Origin of the sequence: Sphingobacterium sp. MYb388 (genome assembly GCF_037479535.1) — a bacterium.
Classification (GTDB): Bacteria; Bacteroidota; Bacteroidia; order Sphingobacteriales; family Sphingobacteriaceae; genus Sphingobacterium; species Sphingobacterium anhuiense.
This window is the reverse complement of sequence record NZ_JBBGYV010000009.1, coordinates 168121-184072: the sequence shown is the minus strand read 5'-3', so window position 1 is coordinate 184072 and position 15952 is coordinate 168121. Positions and strand designations below refer to the sequence as shown.

The window sequence follows — 15952 nt, the reverse complement described above, 5'->3', positions numbered from 1 at the left end:
GGTTTACAATAAACAATCGTATTTAATGAAAAACTTAGAGCATCAGACTAAACAAGCTTTTTTGTTTAGTCTTGCTTTTTATTGCATTTCAATAATATCAAAATTCTTTTATTTTGAAATTTTTCCTATTCTCTTTAGTATATCTTTGTTACTCTCTTTAATCTGGGTCGTATTGGTACTGAGAGAAATCATTTTTTCTGGTCGAATTTCAAATACAGAGCGGATGCTCTTGGCTTTATTTATTATATTTTTCAATATAGTAGCGGGTCTATTTTATTTCTTCAAATTTAGGGAGAAGGTAATTGCTAAAAAGTAATCTTATGACAAAAAATTTTATTTTAAATATTCTAATCAACTTACTGATAGTAGGTGCAGTTTATTATGGCTATAAGTCTTATGAAGCAGGAAACATTTTAGTCTGTGGTATTTCGATCGCGCTATTGGTCGTCTTTATTTTCTTTAAACGTGTACTTATTAAGAAAGTTAGGATTGATTTAAAGAAAGAGGAAGAGCGAAGAAGATTAGAAAAGAACAAGCAATAAAAAGGGGGGCTAATTTTTCAATTGCCCCCTTTTTATTATTACTTAACAAATGGTGGTTTTACCACTTTTGCTTTTATACTTTGGTTACGGATACTGATGAAGATTTCAGTGCCTTCTTTAGCGAAAGCATTATCTACATAGCCTAAACCGATTGATTTTTTCAATGTTGGAGATTGTGTTCCTGAAGTTACACGACCAATTTTGTTTCCTTCAGCATCTACGATTTCGTAATCATGACGTGCAATACCACGGTCAATCATTTCAAATCCTACTAGTTTTTTCTTGATACCAGCTTCTTTTTCCGCTTTTAGATTCGCCGAGTTAACAAATTCCTTCGTGAATTTTGTTACCCATCCTAAACCGCCTTCTAAAGGAGAAGTTGTATCATCAATATCATTGCCATATAAGCAGAAGCCCATTTCTAAACGAAGCGTATCACGCGCGCCTAAACCGATTGGTTTAATACCGTAAGCTGCTCCAGCTTCAAATATAGCATCCCAAACTTTTTGAGCATCTTCGTTAGCAACATAGATTTCAAAACCACCAGCACCAGTATAACCTGTAGCTGATACCAGCACATTTTCTACTCCAGCAAAGGTACCTTTAGCAAAAGAGTAGTATTCCATAGATGCTAGTTCAATATCTGTCAAAGATTGTAAAGCATCAGCTGCTTTAGGCCCTTGTACCGCAAATAGTGAAGTTTCGTCCGAAATATTTTTCATATCAACTCCAAAACTATTGTATTTGGAAATCCAGTTCCAATCCTTCTCTATATTAGAAGCATTGACAACTAAGAAATATGTGTTTTCGTCGATGCGGTAAGTTAAAAAGTCATCTACTATCCCCCCAGTTTCATTTGGAAGATAACCATACTGTATTTTACCATCATATAATTTAGATGCGTCATTTGAAGACACCATCTGAATAAGGTCTAGCGCTTTTTCTCCTTTTAGAATGAATTCGCCCATGTGACTAACGTCAAACACACCTACACCTGTACGAACAGTTTCGTGTTCATCATTGATGCCCGAATATTGAACAGGCATATTGAAACCTGCAAAAGGTACCATTTTCGCTCCTAAAGCGATATGCGTATCCGTAAGGGCAGTATTTTTGATCATAATACGATAAGTTTTATTTATTTACAAATTTACAAAATAAACATGGATTTTAGCCTAAAGATTAGCATTTATGCAATCGATTTACTGATCGATTGTCAAAGAATAAATCGTGGTTTCCATTTTATCATCATCTTTATCTTCGCAAAGAAAAAAAGTGATCTGATCTTCTGATTGCTCTTTTAAGGTAATGCCTTCAAATTTGTGCTTTCCCGGAATACGGATAGTTTCAATACTTTGAGAATTTTTACGATTAAATTTTCCAAGTATTGTGCCCGCAATTTCCCCATCTAAATAAGTTGAGTTTGATGCTTCGGCCGCAGCAATGAAATAAACGAAGTCACCAACCAGAATGGCATCGGTAAAACCTGCTTGTACTTGATCTATGAGCGGTAATTTGATCGCATCAAAACTGGATTTTTCAGTGTTGAACTTGTTGATTTTGAAGATTCCGTTTTGAGCTTTTTGACCATTACCTCTATTGAATAACCAAATCTCATCTTCCGTATGAATAACACCTTCAATATTAAAATTGTCCTGATCGACTAGAAATTTCTGCTGTAAGCGATGATATATTTTGGAAAAATCTTCGGTTAGAACCTCTTTTTGGTAGGTAATGCGAAGGTTACGGTTTGGCGTTGATCCTGAACCATAAATATAATATTTATCCTGATCGAAAGTTATGGATTCAAAATCTGGTTTTCTAGCTTTCGCTATATTCTCTAGATCTGATGTGTTTTTGTCAAGTTGAATTCTTGTTAGAAGTCGGTCATTTAGTCCAAAGTCGTACAAGTATTGACTGTTATCAGCGATTAGAAAAAGGTGATTATTTTGATGTACTAACCCTGACGCGGCACTGATACCGGTGATGGTTAGAAAAAAATCCAGTATGATATTCTTCATATTGAGTTCTCCATGTTTAAGATCTCGAGGACACGTTTAAATTCCGGTTGTAGTCCTGCGTTGATGATGATATTATTTTGTGTTTTGGGATGCTTAAATGTTATTTCAGAGGCATGCAACATCATGGTGTCCATTTCAAAATGCTCTTTCCAAAACTTGTTTTGTTTATTACAACCATGAGGGCGATCACCTATAATCGGGTGGAAGATGTGTGCGAAGTGCTTTCTTAACTGATGCATCCTTCCTGTTGTAGGATTTGCTTCAACTAAGCTATAACGAGATGTTGGAAATTTTCCTGAAGGAAAAGGAAGTTCTGTATGAGCGATTGTTTTGAAATCGGTTTGTGCTTCCTGTATTACCCCGTTATCTTTTTTCAGGGGATAGTCAATGTGCATCTCTTCGGGCGCATGGCCACGTAATATCGCTAGATATTTTTTATCGACCTGTTGGTTCTGAAATAACTGCTGCAATTCCTTATCCATATCCTTATTTAAAGAGAATAAGAGGATTCCAGCTGTTTTTCGATCAAGGCGATGTGCAGGGTATACCGTTTGATTAATTTGATCACGCAAGAGCTGAAGGGCAAATTCGGAAGCATCGCGCGCGATAGATGAACGGTGTACAAGTAAACCATGTGGTTTATTAATCGCAATGATATCTTCGTCTTGATATAATATTTCTAACATGTTGGATTAATTGTTCTTTATAGCATCGATTATTTCGGTCGCTTTTTCGTCAATCTTAGGGCTTAACCATATTTTTCCGAAAGCACCGACACCTATGGGGTTCTCCTTACCTTGCCATTTAATTTTTGTTAATGAAAAAAGATAGAAGTTTTCAACGAGAACGTTTTTCGAAACAAAATCTTCGACTGCATTATTTCCGAATAACTGCATGCCGATATCAAATAAGCTCTGTTCTTTTTTACCTAATTGATTTTTTAATAAATATTCGGCTTTTTCCTTCACAACAAGTTCATGTTGTTCCTTTTTCGGATTTGTCCATATTGCTGCAATAACAATGAAAATGATTACTAAAGCAAAAATTCTTTTTTTATTCATTTTTAAGAAATTGTGTATACAAAAATAGCGTTTATACATCCATATAAACGCTATTTTATGATTTTATATACATTCGGTTAAAAAAGTAATTGCCAAACCCATTCTCCGGCAATCCATAAAAGATAGATGGTGCCGACAAAAAAGAGGACAATGATCGATAGAATACCCAGTAGTAACCAAATCGCAGAACCTTGATGTTTGTTTTCGTAGTAATGCTCTTTCATCAATTTGATATTCTTGGTATTTGCCTTGTTAAAGAAATCAAATACATTTCCAAAAAGTGGAATTGCTCCTAAAATTGCATCAATTGAAATATTAATCAGCATTTTGACGACTAATTTAGAGCTCGCTCCATTTCTCCACATGACCATTACCAAAACGAATGACGTTCCAAAGCTGGCAATTGTTCCTGCAAAAGGAACAAAATTAAGAAGTGGATCAAGACCAAAGCGGAATCCAGCTATCTGGAAATTATTATCCATCAGCCAGGAGAGTCTTTCAACCCAACCGAAATCATGATCTCTTCTTTTTTCTTTGTCAGCTAAAGATAAATCTCTTTTCATTATAATATTTCAAAGGATGCATTTACCTCACTTGTAATTTTGATCGGTTTAATATCCAAGTCCAGATCATCAGCTACATCTGCAGCTTCCATGTTACTTGATTTGAATGAAGCCATGGCACGTGGTGAATTGAAATAAATCATTTGTGGACTTTCAGACAATAGAATTGCTTTTCCAACTTTTTGACCAGCAGCTTCAGCTAAAATTTTCGCATTTTCCATCGCATCTTTAACCGCTTTAACTTTTAATGTTTTTTCAAGTTCTTTCTTTTTTGAATAATCAAGTTCGCTGATTGCTGTATTCTGTATTCCGGCAGCATCAACACCATCGAACAAATCATTTAATTTATTCAATTGCGTTACTTTAATACGGTATTGACGAGAAAGTAAGATTTCAGTTTCTTTTTTCTTCTTTGTAGCATAGTTCGTACTGTAGATGTTTTGAATTGTAAAATCCTTTTTTTCAACCCCTACATTTGTTGCTGCTTGAAATAATTGCTTTTCAAGAGTTTCGATTGAAACCTTTTTCTTTGTGTTTCCGTCTTGATAAAATTCCTTTAAAGTAACGTTTATATAAATAATATCGGGTGTTACTTCTTCTTCCGCTCTTCCGATGGTTGTTACCATATCTTTATTTGTCATTTGTTGTGCTTGTAAAGTGTGTACAGATGCAAATAGCATTATTCCTAACAATAAATTTTTCATACTTTTTCTATTTTAATACTTGTTTTCAAAAATCGAACCATTGTTTGTTTCTATTGATGTAGACGCAGTTTGAGCCAAGTAGTTTAATGGAAAAAAAATTAAAAAGATAAAGGATTTTAATTTTTTTTAAATATCTTTAAGAAATTTAATACAATAAAACAATGCAAGAAGGAGTAGTAAAATTCTTTAATGAAACCAAAGGTTTCGGTTTCATCATTCCAAATTCAGGCGAGAGCGAAATCTTCGTTCACGTTTCTGGTTTAGTAGACAAAATTCGTGAAAATGACAACGTTTCTTACGAAGTAGAACAAGGTCGTAAAGGTCTTAATGCGGTAAATGTAAAAGTTATCTAATCAGATTTTAAGATATATTTATTGTAGAAAAGCCCGATTTCAGAACGAAATCGGGCTTTTTTATACACTTCTAATTATGAAATTTAATGAGTTTCGGGAGCCTTTTTATATTGTATGGAATCTAATTTCCATTTGTATGCTTCTTTTTTTAGTAGTACTGTTTGTTTTAGATAGTTCTTTATTACTTGTAGCTGCGCCGATTTGTCCATCAAAGCTAAAAGGGACGGAATGTATGCTATGTGGTATGACAAGGGCATTTTTAAAAATTAAAGAAGGAGATTTCTCACTGGCTCATCAGTTTAATCGTGGAAGCATAATTTTGTTTTCATTGATTATCGTAAATTCTATTATCTTTATAAGTGAAAAAATTATAAACCATAAGAAACTATGAGAATAGCAGGATTACTATTGGGTATTCTATCCTTAATCGGGATGTTAGTGGCATTTATCCCTTGTTTAGGTTGGTTAAACTGGCTTAATATTCCTTTTGCTGTAGTAGGTTTGATCGTTAGTTTGATTGCTTACAATGATGTCAATGTGCAACCAAATAACCAGCCAAAGACTGGCATTATTTTATGTGTCATTGCAATTGTACTTGGTGGGTTTCGTTTGGCTGTTGGTGGCGGTATTTTTTAAAATACCATAATCAAGATATTAAATACAGCTGATATAGATTGATCTATGTAATTGATTTAATCTATATCAGCTGTATTTATTTACGAATTATGAGGAGCAAAGGGGTCATTATTGCCTCTTTCAGAAGGAGGGGGCGGAGGAATATGTCCGAAAGGATTCTGGTCTGCAAATGGATTATCATTTTCGTCAGCCTTTGGATCTTGACCATATTCGTTAGGACCTTTATCTCCTTCTAAAAAGAAAAGATATATTAAATAAAAGTTGACGAATGGTATTAGACACAATAGGATCATCCATCCTGACTTATTAATATCATGAAGACGTCTAACTGCTACTGCTATACTTGGTATTATTAGTGCAAGAGAAACAATAATACTCAGGTAGTAAAAAACATTAGCTATGTAAGCAAGAATTCCAAGAATACAGGAGATGATAAAGTTAAATAACGCGAACATCCAGTATTCTTTTCTGCGGGCTCGACCATCAAAATTTGCATAGTTGTCGCGAACGACTTTCAGAAACCATTCCATAATGTTAAGTTTTAATTAGGTTTTTTTATTAAAGTATATCTAAAAGTAAGGAAATAAATTTCAATTAGATGATTTAATGAAAGATTTCTTCTAAGATATAGAGCGATTTTATTTCTCTGAAATTCGTGAGATGTAGTCTGTAGTAGTCGATTATTTTTTCTAAAAGTATTTGGCGATCTTTAGTACTCATTTTGATATCTTCGGAGGAGTTGAATTCTGTTGCCATCAATTTTCTAAAGAGTGTGGTATGAGGTTCCTGTAGTACATAGGGATGTTCGGGAAGCTGATTGGAGAAAGTGGCAGATTCCAAATTGAAATAGGGATAGTTTTTCGCAGCTTCAACAGGGTAAAAACCCAGAAAACGACTTAAGTTAATAAGAAATACCAAATGAAAATTTGCCAGATTTGTTTCAGAGTTATCAAGCCAAAGTATCGCTTGATACAAATATTCAAAAAGAAATGGATCTCCAGATTGTTCCCTTAAGATTTTGTAGAGCACTTCATTGAGAAATATGGCTAATGAGCTTTTAACAATATCGTAAGGTATACTTTTTAAAGGAGGTACCTGCCGTGCTTCATTTATGCGATGTAGGGTATTGTTATCTTTAAAGGTTACAACCATATCTAAAGGATGTAAGGCCTGTAAGAACCCCGATCTAATTTTAGCTTTGGGTTTGCGGGCACCATTCACAAGGTATGATTGCAAGCCAAAGTGTTCCGTATAAATTTGAGATACGACGCTGCTTTCAGAATAATTGGTGGTTTTTAGTACAATACCCCTAGTTTTATGAAGCATATTTATTTATCTTTTTTTCCTTTTCGCATTTCTAACAATGCATTTCTATCAATCTTGCGTATCAGGCGATAAATAATACGAAGAAACCCGACTCCAAAAGAAATTACTCCTAAAATCATAATCGGTTTATACCAATTGTTTTGTAATTTCATTAGATAATAACTGACCAGGATGAGTATAACAGCAAGTATAATTTCTAATAGTCCTCTGCGTAAATATTTATTCATGATGTTTACAAGTGTGAATTGTTGAAAACTATTTTCTATGTTTAAGCAAATATAATATAATTAAATACATTATTTTTGCCTTTACCAAGGCCTGGATATTTATTTTTTTAAAAATAAATCCTTAAAATTGTTGCATTTAACAAAATAAATATAGATATTTGCACACTCTTTGCGAAAAGATATATTTAAATTAAGACAACAAAATAACATAATATCATGTCAAGAATTTGTGATTTAACAGGCAAAACAGCAATGAATGGATATAATGTATCTAATTCTAACGCTAAAACAAAACGTAAATTTTACCCAAATTTGCAAACAAAACGTTTCTTCATTCCAGAAGAAGATCGTTGGATTACATTAAAAGTTTCGACTTCGGCGATTAAAACTATCAACAAAATCGGTATCACTAATGCTATCGGTAAGTTCATAAAAAAAGGATCAATTTAATTGATTTTTCGCCTGTTGCATAAAATATCATTCATGAATTTCAATCCTAGCATTTTATAGGATTCAAAATAAAGTAAAACAATGGCTAAAAAAGGAAATAGAGTACAAGTTATCTTAGAATGTACTGAACACAAAGAAAGTGGTCTTCCGGGAATGTCTCGTTACATCACTACTAAGAACAAGAAAAATACAACTGAGCGTTTAGAATTGAAAAAATTCAACCCAGTATTGAGAAAAGTTACTGTTCACAAAGAAATTAAGTAATTCACATCTTAGTTGCTGTGTAAGCACTAAGTTAAAATATTAATACCATGGCAAAGAAATCTGTTGCATCGTTACAAAAAGGTGGCGGTAAAGAATATACAAAGGTTATTATTACTACTAAATCGACTAAAACGGGAGCTTATACTTTCAAAGAGGCGATGATTCACAATGATAAAGTAAAAGATACTTTAGCAGAGGCTGCAAAAAATAACTAGTAATTTTCCTTTTTTAAAGTTTTTCTTTAAAAAGAATTCAAAAAAATAGCCGTTTTGGTATACACCGAAAGGGCTTTTTTTGTTGGTTTCAAATATCTATCTTTGGCAATCGGTATTTTATACTGGTCGGAAGATAAATAATAATGAATTCATAAGCGGAACATATATCAATGGGATTATTCGATTTTTTCAAGAAGAAACAAGAAACTCCTGAAGCCCAAGAAGCTTTAGATAAAAGTTTGGAAAAGACTAAAGAGGGTTTCTTTTCTAAAATTACAAAAGCAGTTGTTGGTAAATCAACTATCGATGATGATGTTTTAGATAATTTGGAAGAAATATTGGTGACCTCGGATGTGGGTGTGACAACAACGCTGAAAATTGTTGACCGTATTCAGGCGCGTGTTGCACGTGATAAATATGTTTCAACCTCAGAGTTAAATACGTTATTGAAGGAAGAGATTCAGGAATTATTAGCGGAAAACAACAGTTCTGATTTTGAAAACTTTGAGTACGGTAATCACAAACCATATGTTATCATGGTGGTCGGTGTAAACGGTGTTGGAAAAACAACAACAATTGGAAAACTGGCACATCAGTTGAAAGCAGCTGGCAATAAAGTTGTTTTGGGTGCTGCCGATACTTTTCGTGCTGCTGCCGTAGAACAAATCAAGCTTTGGGGGGAACGTGTAGGTGTTCGTGTTGTTGCACAGGCAATGGGATCTGACCCTGCTTCTGTTGCTTATGATGCAGTCCAATCGGCCTTATCTAACGGTGATGATGTCTGTATTATTGATACAGCAGGTCGTCTTCATAACAAGGTTGGATTGATGAATGAGTTGGGGAAAATAAAAAATGTCATGCAAAAGGTTATTCCTGGTGCTCCACATGAAATTCTATTGGTTCTTGATGCCTCTACAGGACAAAATGCCATAGAACAATGTACTCAATTTACACAAGCAACTGATGTCAATGCCTTAGCATTGACTAAACTTGATGGTACCGCAAAGGGTGGGGTAGTTATCGGTATATCTGATCAATTTAAAATACCTGTAAAATATATTGGTGTCGGTGAGAAAATCGGCGATTTACAGTTATTCAACAAAAAAGAGTTTGTGGATTCGCTGTTCAAGTAATCCACATCCATTATATGAAAACAAAATATAGTAAGGCTGTAGAGCCAAAGTCAAAACCCCGTGTGAATGTGGTTACATTGGGTTGTTCTAAAAATATTCACGATAGTGAAGTATTGATGGGACAATTAAAAGGTAATCAAATAGAAGTTGTACACGAGGCTACTAATATTCAGGAGAACGATATTGTTGTTATCAATACCTGTGGTTTTATCGATAATGCCAAACAGGAGTCTATTGATACGATCTTACAGTTTTCAGAGTTGAAAGATGAGGGCAAGATCAATAAGGTCATCGTCACAGGCTGTCTTTCTGAGCGCTATAAACCTGAGCTACAATCTGAGATTACAAACGTAGACGGTTATTTTGGTACAAATGACTTACCTGATTTATTAAAATCTATTGGTGCAGATTATCGCCATGAACTTTTGGGTGAGCGTATGCTGACCACACCGTCGCACTATTCTTACTTTAAGATCGCCGAAGGTTGTAACCGTCCATGTTCATTCTGTGCGATTCCGTTAATGCGTGGTAAGCATGTTTCAAAATCAATTGATGATTTAGTGAAAGAAGCAAAATTCTTAGCTTCTAATGGAACGAAAGAATTGATATTGATTGCACAGGATTTAACCTATTACGGATTAGATATTTATGGAAAGCGTAACCTTTCTGACTTGATGCGTCATTTATCTGATGTTGATGGTATCGATTGGATTCGTTTGCAATATGCTTATCCTTCTGGATTCCCAATGGATATTCTTGATGCGATGAATGAACGTTCAAATATCTGTAATTACTTAGATATGCCATTGCAACATATTTCTGATCGTATGTTGACTTCAATGCGTCGCGGTACAAGTAAGCAAAAACAGATTGATTTGGTTAATAAGATCCGTGATAAAGTTCCTAATATTGCTTTGCGTACAACGTTAATCTGTGGTTATCCTGATGAAACTGAGCAAGATTTTCAAGAGATGTTGGAATGGGTTGAGGAAACACGTTTTGACCGCTTAGGATGTTTTACTTATTCGCATGAAGAGAAAACACATGCGCATTCATTGGAAGATAATGTCCCTGAAGAAGTAAAACAGGAGCGTGTAGAAGCGATCATGGAAGTACAACAAGGAATTTCTTTTGAGATCAATCAAGATAAAATAGGAAATACCTATAAAGTATTAATTGACCGTGTGGACGGCGATTACTTTATTGGCAGAACAGAATATGACTCTCCAGAAGTTGATAATGAGGTTATACTTGATGCAAAAACAAACTATGCCCGAATCGGTGATTTTGTAAATGTTAAAGTGGACCGCGCTGAAGACTTTGATTTATATGGATCTATTGTCAAATAATAGCGATCCAATCGTTGCTTTTATTCGTAAACACTACATTTGTGCGCAGAGAAAATATTAATTGCTTATTTTGTATAGCAATTATGTATATTACTCTGTTTTTAGTGCAAATGTAATCACGAATGAAAGCAACTTATATAGACTACAGCGAAACCAACAGCTTTTCTAAGACACTTATTGCTTATTTAAATCAGGATGAGGCTTTAGTTCCCTTTATCGGGAATTGGCCAACTTTCGCTGGTTTTGAAAAGCAAATTAATGAAAAAAAACCTTTTCTTTCGCGTACGCTTTTAGTTGATCGATTAAAAGCACAATATGGGGATTTATTAGAATCCGCACCTCACGTTGCAGCAAACATTGATAAATTACTTGCTGATAACGCATATACCATTACAACGGGACATCAACTCAATATTTTTACTGGTCCATTATATTTTATCTTTAAAATCATAACAGCTATTCGTTTAGCAGATGATCTTAAAGTCAGGTTTCCAGAGAAAGAATTTGTTCCTGTTTATTGGATGGCTACGGAAGATCATGATTTTGCGGAAATAAACCATACGAAATTGTCAGGCAAAAAAATCGTTTGGGATACTCCCGCGGTTTCAGCTACAGGAAGGATGGATACGGATTCTATTGTTCAGGCAGTAAAGCAGTATACCGGTGTTTTAGGGCTTTCTGAGCATTCTTGTAAACTTGCCTGTATTGTTGAGAATGCTTATCTCAAGCATGATAATTTAGCCGATGCTACCCGATATCTTGTACATGAATTGTTTAAGAAATTTGGCCTGCTTATTATTGATGCTGATGACAAAACGTTAAAAACCGTTTTTAAACCGATCATAGCAGAAGATATTTTAACAGAAAAAAGCTTTAAAGCAATAGAAGAGACTTCTGAGTCTTTGGAAAAAGCCGGTTTTGCCACACAGGTGCATGCTCGTGAAATCAATTTTTTCTATCTGACAGATGAATTTCGCGAACGTATTGTTTTAAATGCTGATGGCCGTTATGAGGTTTTACATCAGGATATTTACTTTACAAAAGCGGAGCTTGAAAAGGAAATAGATACATACCCAGAAAGATTCAGTCCGAATGTGGTTATGCGTCCTATGTACCAGGAAATCATCTTGCCTAATTTAGCTTATATTGGTGGTGGGGCAGAAATGGTTTATTGGATGCAGCTAAAAGCTAATTTTGATCAATATGGAATTGATTTTCCAATTTTAATACCACGTAATTCTGCCATGATTACTGAAGATAATGTGGTGTCTAAGATTTTTAGACAGGATCTTACTTTTAAAAGTATATTCCGGGATAGTGAAATTCTAAAGAAGGAATTTGTGCGTCGGCAAACGAAACATCGTTTAAATCTAAATGATGAATGGATGGAGCTAAATGCCATATTCGGAAAAATAAAGCTTCGTACGCACAAGATAGATCCTAGTTTATCACCAAGTACGGAAGCGATTAAAGCACGGTTAAAAAAAGCTATTAATAATCTGGAAAAGAAATTAATGCGTGCCGAAAAGCGGAATCATAAAGATGCATTGTCTAATATCGACCATATCAAAGAACGTCTGTTTCCAGGTGGTGGATTGCAGGAACGGTCTGAGAATTTTGGTCTTCTCTATGTTAAATATGGAGATACCTTATTCGATGAACTTTATAAGCATTTTAATCCATTGGATTTTAAGTTTACGATACTCTATTAAAAGTCAGCTCAAAGCTGACTTTTTTCATTTATAATTTGATAACACACAGTTCAGTTCTAGTTAACAGGGGGGGGTTAGATTTGTTGCATAACAATGTAACAAAATACTAGATGAAAGAATTTCTACTCACAACATGTTTAACTGTCATTGGTACTGGTTTGTATGCGCAGACAACTCAGGCTGGTTTTGCTGGAAAGATTACAGACGAGCACGCTAAAGGTGTTCAAGGCGCTTCTGTAGAGGTTCGAAATGAATCGACAGGCTTCACCACAAAAACATCTACCAATGCAAATGGCGATTATAATTTTAAAGAGCTACCATTGGGCGGTCCTTATATATTGAAAGTTTCCTATGTTGGATATGGTGAACAGGTTCGGACCGGATATAATTTAAATCAGGGTGATATTGTTCGATTGAATATTTCCATTCAAAATTCTTCAAATGTACTAGAGACAGTAGAGATTAAAGGTACAAATACATTAAAAAATCAGGTTGAAAATTTAGGTGCCGCAACTGCCGTCACGGCAAAGGATATCGCAAAATTGCCGGTTAATGGAAGAAACTTTACCTCTTTAATGGATCTATCACCATTGAGTAAAGGTGATAATATAGGTGGTCAGCTTGGTTCTTCGACCAACTTTACCATTGATGGTATGAACGCAAAGAATCCAACATCTGCCGGTTCAACAACAAGCAGAAGCGGGGCACCATTTTCGATTTCGATTGAAGCTGTCCGGGAATTTAAAGTGGTGACCAATCAATATGATGTGACTTATGGCAGAGCAGGTGGGGGTACTGTAAGTGCTGTGACAAAACAAGGAACTAATAAGACACAGGGTAGTGCTTGGTTGTATTCTCGGGCTGATTGGCTATCCAGTCCTAATGATATCAATGGTAAAAAGCGGATGAATGATTTCTCCACTTACCAATATGGATTCACTTTGGGGGGACCAATCATTAAAGATAAGCTTCATTACTTTGTCGCTTGGGATCATCAACGTGATGCTCGCCCATTAATTATAGCCGATATAACCTCTACTGCAGATGAAGAACGTTTTGGCATTACAAGAGACAATCTGGATAAGTTTGTTGACATCGGACAAAGAAAATATGGTATGGGCCAGGAGGCACAGACAGGTTCTTTTGACAAAATACGTCCATCAAATGCGATCTTTGGTCGTATTGATTGGCAAATTAATGACAAGAACCTCTTGACCATCCGTAACAATTTTACAAACGATATGAATAGGCTTGGCTTGCAGGATAATAAGGATATCATGATGTATGAATCTTATGGAAATGATAAAAATATTGACAATAGCTTATTAGCGACATTGCGTACAACGATTTCTCCTAAAATAACCAATGAATTAAAAGTACAGCACCTTTATACTTATCAGAGTAGTAGTCCAGGGGATCTTTTACCGAGTAAAAATATTCCGCGCGCAATTGTAGAGGATATAAAATCTACCACTGGTACTAAAACACTGCAATTGGGTGGACATCGTTTTGCTCAGGAAGCTTTTAAAAATAATGTATTTCAGCTTGTAGATAATATCTATTACAGTACAGACAATATAAATTATACTTTTGGTGTTGACTTAATGTATACGCATGCAAATTCAGTGTATGGTAGCGAAGTGAATGGACGCTTCCACTTTAGACCAAGCGATAACGGAAATACTGCTTTACAAAATTTTGAAGCAATGGTGCCGTACAATTATTATCGTGAAGTTCCATTGATGGCAGATCCAACGGTTGTCGGCAAAATATTTAATGCGGGTGTTTATGGACAGCTACAGACCAAATTAGCTAAAGGTTTGGATTTAGTAGCAGGATTAAGATTGGATTATGGACATTACCCAACTTCTCCTCTGAACGAAGATTTGTTAAAAGAAGTTGGTGTACGTACGGATCATAAACTGAAGTCTTTTGTAGCTCAACCGCGATTTCAGATGACCTGGGATGTGAATGAGGAACGGAAAGACTTTTTCCGTATTGGAGGAGGTATCTTTGCTTCGGATATCAACAATTATATGACGATCAATAATCTGACCTTTGATGGTAAGCATTTTGCGACTGTAGATGTGCGTGGTAAAGATGTGCCTAATCCTGATTTTATTGGATATAGAAAAGATCCTTCTTCTACGCCAACATTGGCACAATTTCAAACACCGACCATTAATACCTATGGATCTGACGCGAAGATTCCAGTGGTGTATAAGGCAAACGTATCTTATACGCATTTCTTTACAGAAAAACTCAAAGCGAGTCTTTCAGGATATATGAATTTGGGACGTAATAATTATATGTATGTAGATCGTAATATGGTAAATGATCCTTTCTTTAGATTAGCGAATGAAGACAACAGGGGCGTATATGTTCCTGCATCTTCTATCGTTGCTGGTGCTCCAGATTGGAAGCAGGGAAGGATTTCTAATAAATACGGACGTGTTTTGGAAATGAATTCTAAAGGAAAGGTCAACCAATTTGCAGTGGTATTGGATGCCAGTTACCAATACTATAAGGATGGATCTATTTCTGTCAGTTATACGTGGAATGACGTGAAGGATAATACTTCTTTCAATGGAAATGTGGCCAATACAGCAACACTGTCTTTAGCAGTGAAAGATGATCCAAGAGATTTAAGTGAGATGAGTTATTCCAATAATCAATTCCGCAATAAATTGGTTATATATGGTACTTTGCCAACATTTTATGGCGTGAGTGTAGGTGTTCGTTATTCGGGTATTGGAGGAACACGTTATAGTCTGTTGGCAGGAGGTAATATCAACGGCGATTTTGTCAGCAATGATAATGATCTAGCTTATATTTTTGATCCAAATAATCCAAGTACGCCAAAACGTATAGTAGATGGTTTAAATAACTTATTGGATAATGCTGCCAATCAAAGCCTCAAAGATTATATTAAGGAATATGAGGGTAAAATAGCAAAACGTAACGGAGGGATAAATGGTTTCTATGGCTTAATTGATCTTAGGGTCGCTAAAAAGTTCAATTTATACAAAAACCATGCTTTGGAGGTATCTGGTGATCTCTTTAACGTTGCCAACTTATTTAAGAAAACTTGGGGTGTAAATGAAGCCATTGGGAACCAGAGATTATATGCTTTGGGTGGAAAAGATACTGACGGAAATGCTTTACCTCAGTTTGATGCGACATTACAGCAGTATAATTATAGCGTAGCAAATACGGGAGTGATCTCACGTTCTGGAAATCCATATCAATTTCAATTAGGTTTACGTTACTCTTTCTAATATTTCAACTTATAAGAGGGTCTTTTCAAAATGAGAAAAGGCCCTTTTTTTATGATTTTATTTTGGTATGGGTGATAAGCGAACTGACATCGTGCATAACGAGCATTTGTTATCAGGA

General features: G+C 35.1%; 19 protein-coding genes. 11 read left to right on the top strand and 8 right to left on the bottom strand.

Annotated elements, in window-relative coordinates:
• The first annotated feature begins 320 nt into the window (after window positions 1-320).
• Window positions 321-542: a DUF6358 family protein gene (locus tag WH188_RS22485; protein WP_132771725.1), complete on the top strand. Its 222-nt coding sequence runs from the start codon at window positions 321-323 to the stop codon at window positions 540-542.
• A gap of 38 nt (window positions 543-580) precedes the next feature.
• Here WH188_RS22485 and gcvT read toward each other — a convergent pair whose 3' ends face one another.
• The 6 genes from gcvT to WH188_RS22455 form a co-directional block, all read right to left on the bottom strand.
• Window positions 581-1660 (bottom strand): glycine cleavage system aminomethyltransferase GcvT, encoded by a 1080-nt coding sequence (gcvT, locus tag WH188_RS22480; protein WP_183918386.1) that lies wholly within the window; start codon window positions 1658-1660, stop codon window positions 581-583.
• A gap of 84 nt (window positions 1661-1744) precedes the next feature.
• Window positions 1745-2563, bottom strand: coding sequence for a DUF6929 family protein (locus WH188_RS22475; protein ID WP_132771723.1), 819 nt, complete (start codon window positions 2561-2563; stop codon window positions 1745-1747).
• On the bottom strand, window positions 2560-3249 hold the full coding sequence (locus WH188_RS22470) for a pseudouridine synthase (protein WP_132844920.1): 690 nt from the start codon (window positions 3247-3249) through the stop codon (window positions 2560-2562). The genes WH188_RS22475 and WH188_RS22470 overlap by 4 nt, the downstream gene beginning before the upstream one ends.
• Before the next feature lie 6 nt (window positions 3250-3255).
• Window positions 3256-3624: a DUF4359 domain-containing protein gene (locus WH188_RS22465; protein WP_021189168.1), complete on the bottom strand. Its 369-nt coding sequence runs from the start codon at window positions 3622-3624 to the stop codon at window positions 3256-3258.
• A 77-nt stretch (window positions 3625-3701) separates the two neighbouring features.
• Window positions 3702-4187, bottom strand: coding sequence for a DUF4112 domain-containing protein (locus tag WH188_RS22460; protein ID WP_021189167.1), 486 nt, complete (start codon window positions 4185-4187; stop codon window positions 3702-3704).
• Window positions 4187-4891: an SIMPL domain-containing protein gene (locus tag WH188_RS22455; RefSeq protein WP_021189166.1), complete on the bottom strand. Its 705-nt coding sequence runs from the start codon at window positions 4889-4891 to the stop codon at window positions 4187-4189. Before WH188_RS22455 ends, WH188_RS22460 begins: the two co-directional genes overlap by 1 nt.
• 161 nt (window positions 4892-5052) lie before the next feature.
• Here WH188_RS22455 and WH188_RS22450 point away from each other — a divergent pair, with 161 nt between their 5' ends.
• From WH188_RS22450 to WH188_RS22445, 3 genes are all read left to right on the top strand, one after another.
• Complete coding sequence (locus WH188_RS22450; protein ID WP_038695072.1) at window positions 5053-5244, top strand: cold-shock protein; 192 nt, start codon at window positions 5053-5055, stop codon at window positions 5242-5244.
• A 76-nt stretch (window positions 5245-5320) separates the two neighbouring features.
• The gene (locus WH188_RS26365) at window positions 5321-5635 is read left to right on the top strand and encodes a DUF2752 domain-containing protein (protein ID WP_132771721.1); all 315 of its coding nucleotides are present in this window, start codon (window positions 5321-5323) and stop codon (window positions 5633-5635) included.
• Window positions 5632-5880, top strand: coding sequence for a hypothetical protein (locus tag WH188_RS22445; RefSeq protein WP_132771720.1), 249 nt, complete (start codon window positions 5632-5634; stop codon window positions 5878-5880). The genes WH188_RS26365 and WH188_RS22445 overlap by 4 nt, the downstream gene beginning before the upstream one ends.
• 80 nt (window positions 5881-5960) lie before the next feature.
• Here WH188_RS22445 and WH188_RS22440 read toward each other — a convergent pair whose 3' ends face one another.
• The gene (locus tag WH188_RS22440; RefSeq protein ID WP_168127979.1) at window positions 5961-6410 is read right to left on the bottom strand and encodes a DUF805 domain-containing protein; all 450 of its coding nucleotides are present in this window, start codon (window positions 6408-6410) and stop codon (window positions 5961-5963) included.
• 73 nt (window positions 6411-6483) lie between these two features.
• The gene (gene recO / locus WH188_RS22435) at window positions 6484-7206 is read right to left on the bottom strand and encodes a DNA repair protein RecO (protein WP_168127978.1); all 723 of its coding nucleotides are present in this window, start codon (window positions 7204-7206) and stop codon (window positions 6484-6486) included.
• A gap of 443 nt (window positions 7207-7649) precedes the next feature.
• On the opposite strand from recO, the gene rpmB reads away from it, so the two are divergent.
• From rpmB to WH188_RS22400, 7 genes are all read left to right on the top strand, one after another.
• Window positions 7650-7883: a 50S ribosomal protein L28 gene (rpmB, locus tag WH188_RS22430; protein ID WP_021189160.1), complete on the top strand. Its 234-nt coding sequence runs from the start codon at window positions 7650-7652 to the stop codon at window positions 7881-7883.
• Window positions 7884-7964: 81 nt separating this feature from the next.
• A complete protein-coding gene (rpmG, locus tag WH188_RS22425; RefSeq protein WP_002998409.1) occupies window positions 7965-8147 on the top strand; it encodes a 50S ribosomal protein L33 in 183 nt (60 codons plus the stop codon).
• 47 nt (window positions 8148-8194) lie between these two features.
• Entirely contained in the window at window positions 8195-8362 is a 168-nt protein-coding gene (locus WH188_RS22420; protein ID WP_021189159.1) for a DUF4295 domain-containing protein, read from the top strand.
• 170 nt (window positions 8363-8532) lie between these two features.
• Window positions 8533-9495, top strand: a complete 963-nt coding sequence (gene ftsY, locus WH188_RS22415) for a signal recognition particle-docking protein FtsY (RefSeq protein WP_021189158.1) — start codon at window positions 8533-8535, stop codon at window positions 9493-9495.
• A 14-nt stretch (window positions 9496-9509) separates the two neighbouring features.
• Entirely contained in the window at window positions 9510-10844 is a 1335-nt protein-coding gene (gene rimO, locus WH188_RS22410) for a 30S ribosomal protein S12 methylthiotransferase RimO (protein ID WP_021189157.1), read from the top strand.
• A gap of 122 nt (window positions 10845-10966) precedes the next feature.
• Window positions 10967-12556 carry a bacillithiol biosynthesis cysteine-adding enzyme BshC gene (gene bshC / locus WH188_RS22405; RefSeq protein WP_339424680.1) on the top strand — a complete coding sequence of 530 codons (1590 nt, stop codon included), beginning with the start codon at window positions 10967-10969 and terminating at the stop codon, window positions 12554-12556.
• A 110-nt stretch (window positions 12557-12666) separates the two neighbouring features.
• Window positions 12667-15834, top strand: coding sequence for a TonB-dependent receptor (locus WH188_RS22400; RefSeq protein WP_021189154.1), 3168 nt, complete (start codon window positions 12667-12669; stop codon window positions 15832-15834).
• Window positions 15835-15952 lie beyond the last annotated feature (118 nt).

Excerpts from the sequence above, each read along its gene's own strand:
- WH188_RS22445 (WP_132771720.1), top strand. The coding sequence starts at position 5,632 with ATGAGAATAGCAGGATTACTATTGGGTATTCTATCCTTAATCGGGATG.
- WH188_RS22420 (WP_021189159.1), top strand. The coding sequence starts at position 8,195 with ATGGCAAAGAAATCTGTTGCATCGTTACAAAAAGGTGGCGGTAAAGAA.
- bshC (WP_339424680.1), top strand. The coding sequence starts at position 10,967 with ATGAAAGCAACTTATATAGACTACAGCGAAACCAACAGCTTTTCTAAG.
- WH188_RS22450 (WP_038695072.1), top strand. The coding sequence starts at position 5,053 with ATGCAAGAAGGAGTAGTAAAATTCTTTAATGAAACCAAAGGTTTCGGT.
- ftsY (WP_021189158.1), top strand. The coding sequence starts at position 8,533 with ATGGGATTATTCGATTTTTTCAAGAAGAAACAAGAAACTCCTGAAGCC.
- WH188_RS26365 (WP_132771721.1), top strand. The coding sequence starts at position 5,321 with ATGAAATTTAATGAGTTTCGGGAGCCTTTTTATATTGTATGGAATCTA.
- recO (WP_168127978.1), bottom strand. The coding sequence starts at position 7,206 with ATGCTTCATAAAACTAGGGGTATTGTACTAAAAACCACCAATTATTCT.
- WH188_RS22400 (WP_021189154.1), top strand. The coding sequence starts at position 12,667 with ATGAAAGAATTTCTACTCACAACATGTTTAACTGTCATTGGTACTGGT.
- WH188_RS22440 (WP_168127979.1), bottom strand. The coding sequence starts at position 6,410 with ATGGAATGGTTTCTGAAAGTCGTTCGCGACAACTATGCAAATTTTGAT.
- rpmG (WP_002998409.1), top strand. The coding sequence starts at position 7,965 with ATGGCTAAAAAAGGAAATAGAGTACAAGTTATCTTAGAATGTACTGAA.
- WH188_RS22465 (WP_021189168.1), bottom strand. The coding sequence starts at position 3,624 with ATGAATAAAAAAAGAATTTTTGCTTTAGTAATCATTTTCATTGTTATT.
- WH188_RS22455 (WP_021189166.1), bottom strand. The coding sequence starts at position 4,891 with ATGAAAAATTTATTGTTAGGAATAATGCTATTTGCATCTGTACACACT.
- rpmB (WP_021189160.1), top strand. The coding sequence starts at position 7,650 with ATGTCAAGAATTTGTGATTTAACAGGCAAAACAGCAATGAATGGATAT.
- WH188_RS22460 (WP_021189167.1), bottom strand. The coding sequence starts at position 4,187 with ATGAAAAGAGATTTATCTTTAGCTGACAAAGAAAAAAGAAGAGATCAT.
- WH188_RS22475 (WP_132771723.1), bottom strand. The coding sequence starts at position 2,563 with ATGAAGAATATCATACTGGATTTTTTTCTAACCATCACCGGTATCAGT.
- WH188_RS22485 (WP_132771725.1), top strand. The coding sequence starts at position 321 with ATGACAAAAAATTTTATTTTAAATATTCTAATCAACTTACTGATAGTA.
- WH188_RS22470 (WP_132844920.1), bottom strand. The coding sequence starts at position 3,249 with ATGTTAGAAATATTATATCAAGACGAAGATATCATTGCGATTAATAAA.
- rimO (WP_021189157.1), top strand. The coding sequence starts at position 9,510 with ATGAAAACAAAATATAGTAAGGCTGTAGAGCCAAAGTCAAAACCCCGT.